This window comes from Nocardioides bruguierae (genome assembly GCF_023554635.1).
GTDB lineage: Bacteria > Actinomycetota > Actinomycetes > Propionibacteriales > Nocardioidaceae > Nocardioides > Nocardioides bruguierae.
Window position 1 is genome coordinate 1 of sequence record NZ_JAMJPH010000043.1, and the last position, 2,902, is coordinate 2,902.

General features: G+C 68.1%; 1 protein-coding gene and 1 rRNA gene. Both read right to left on the reverse strand.

Going from position 1 to position 2,902, the window contains the following annotated elements:
• Positions 1-1,939 precede the first annotated feature (1,939 nt).
• A complete protein-coding gene (locus M8316_RS20295; protein ID WP_272495632.1) occupies positions 1,940-2,539 on the reverse strand; it encodes a GNAT family N-acetyltransferase in 600 nt (199 codons plus the stop codon).
• Positions 2,540-2,778: 239 nt separating this feature from the next.
• A 5S ribosomal RNA gene (rrf, locus tag M8316_RS20300) occupies positions 2,779-2,895 on the reverse strand.
• Positions 2,896-2,902: the final 7 nt, after the last annotated feature.

Here is a 2,902-nt window from a genome sequence, read left to right on the forward strand (position 1 = left end):
CAAACTCTCCATCGAAAACCCACACACAGTGTGAGATGATGCAAAATCAATCACTGACAGAAAGAACCTGACAAACTTGTCAGAATCATCGTCAAAGAAACCCACCCACCAACACAACCAGACCAAAGCCCAGCCATGCCGACGAGAGGGGCATAAACAAACTAATTCGTCGACTATCAATGACACGCTGTTGAGTTCTCAAGAATCACACGCACCAACCAGACCCATCTCCCGACGAGCCCGAAAGGACTTCCAACACGCTAGCGACGCGTTCTCACAGACCCAAACCGAGCCCGGCGACGTCTTCGCCAACACCATCAACCCCGGGGCCGGAAGCCCGACCAGACCGGCCTTGCTCCCCGCCGCTCCCTGGCGACAGATGAAACATTAGACGCCTCCCCCGTACGGCACAAATCGAGGTGGCACCCGGGGTCTTTGTGCAGGTGAGGGTGGGTCCGCGCGCTCCGGGCGTACGCGCCGTCCTCGGCCTGCCTCCTGCCCGCGCCCTGCCCCGCGTGCTCGCGATCGCCGGCCGACCGGACCCGATCACCCGTGCACGGCCGCGCTGGCGGCCTCGGCCCATGGTGCGACCTGATGAGGGGTTCGATCACACGAGTCGCGTCCGTCCTCCAGAGTTCCTGTCGCGGCTCACTCGCCGCGACCGTGCCGGCCCTCTGCTCCGGCATGTGGCGGCGGACAGAGATGACCTCGGGCGCCCTCACTCCGTTCTGCGCGGAGGGCGTCCCCCTCGCCCGACGACGCCGAAGCCTGCGCCGACCGGCGCTGGGCAGCTGACCGAGTCAGGTTCCGACGTGGCGGAGGGACGTCAACGCGGGTCCCGCCCAGGGCACGAGCCCTGCGTCCCGGCCTTCTCGTCACGGGCACCGTCGGCGAGCCACCAAGGAACCACCGGGTGAGCGAGCAGGGCAAGGTCGCCGCTGTCCGTGCCGCGCGGCAGGGCGCCTGGACCACGGGCTGGGTACTCGGCCCCATGGCACCGTCCCCGCGATCCGTCGCGCCGGCCCGGTGGGGTGTTCATGGCGGATGCTGGCCGTCCTTCGCACGGCGCCCCGACTCACCGAGCTCTCGAGCCTGTACGCGTCCGGCGGATGGCGGTAGCGCGCGATCCTCTCGTGGCACCTCCCCTCCGTACGCGTTCATCACTGCGACCAGACGTCGCCAGTCGACTCGGCCCCTCTCGAGCTCGCTACGACGCCGACCCCGACGCACCACTCCCCGGTGACGAAGCGGCGTCACGACTGCACGGCGCAGGGAGCACGACGTCGCCCCGGACTCGCAAGAATCGGAGCAGCGGCCTGCGCCGGGTCTGGCGACTGTCCACCCCGCCGCAGGGCGTCGACTCGCACGGTGTGCGACCACCGGTCACGGACACCGCTCGAGCAATCCCCCGGTTCCGCTGCTCGGAGCGGCAGGACGTCACACCGATGGCGGGAGGGAACCTGATGTTCCCTGCACCCCGTGGTTGGAGCGTAGCCCGCTGGCGGCGTGGCAGCGGCGAGGAAGGCGTCCGCGCCCAGTGGCTCCACGGCGACCAAGCCGTTGTGCTGCAGGGCCCTGACAATGACGCACTCCCGTGCCCCTGCGCGCCGTCGCCGTCTTCTCGGTGGTCTCCGCGGGCCGATGAGCTGTTCGGGGGTCGAGGGCGTCCACGTCCTCGACGTGACCTCGCACGACCACGGCCAGAGCCTCACGATCGTGTTCGATGTCGAGTCCGACGCCGATCTGGCCGGCTGACCGACTGCGGGGTACTCGCTGTCAACCACGCCTGCCGGGTCCACGTCCTGCACGATGCCCCATGCTTCGGACCCCCGGTGCGGGTGCGGCGGGGCACACGGATCTGACGCTGCCCCGAACTCACCTGCCCGCGGTCGACGTGGACCGAGGACCATCCCTACACGCCGACCCGGACCCGCTCGCCTCATGACAAACGCGCCAGGACAATCATGTCCCTTCGCTCGTGACCGATGCGCTGGTAAGAGCGCAGAAGCCCTTCGCGCTGGTAGCCGGCGCCCAGCGCTACCCGGAGCGAAGCTCCATTACTGGGCTCGACGAACAGCTCCAGCCTCTCGATGTCCGGCTGGGACAGCGCCCACTCGCTGGCTGCCTGTAGAGCCGCCGTCGCGAAGCCCTGTGAACGCGCCCCGGGCTTGACCCAGTACCCGAGCGCCGCGCGGCCATGCGCTTCCTCCATGTAACCTGTCCGCCCGTCCGGAGCAGTTGCCCTGGTCCACATCCCGATCTGACCGACGGCGTATCCACGTGCGGCGTCGACGATCGCCCAGGAGTGACCCAAGCCGCGCTGCGACCGCAGCTCCTGCCGCGCGACGTATCGTTGGGCGCTGCTCTGGTCAGCCTCAAGACCGGTGAGCAGCCGCACGCCGGGGTCTTGGGCGGCCTCGAACACGGCACCCACGTCCAACTCCTCGAAACCGCGGAGTCGAACGCGATCCCCCGGGATCGTCGGTGTCAACGGCTGGCCTGCGTCGGGGGCGTCAGCCCGCGACTCCAGTCTTGCCATGAGCCCTCCACACTGCCCGATCAGTCAACTTCCCGGACATCCTAGGTGCGAGCGCCTTGGAGCGAGATCCGTGCGGCAAGACCTCTGACAGGCCCTTCGCCTTGCCGGGGACCCCGCCCTTGATCGGGCCGTCGAGCCAATGACGCACTCCGGTGGCCCAACCCTGCTTCCGGAATGCGGAACGCCCGCGCGGGGAGCACTCGGTGGTGCTGCGACCCGGCGGGCGTTCTGCAGTGTATGTCCGGCGGCGTCCTACTCTCCCACAACCTCGCGGTTGCAGTACCATCGGCGCTGAGAGGCTTAACTTCCGGGTTCGGGATGGGACCGGGTGTTTCCCTCTCGCTATGGCCGCCGTAACTCTAG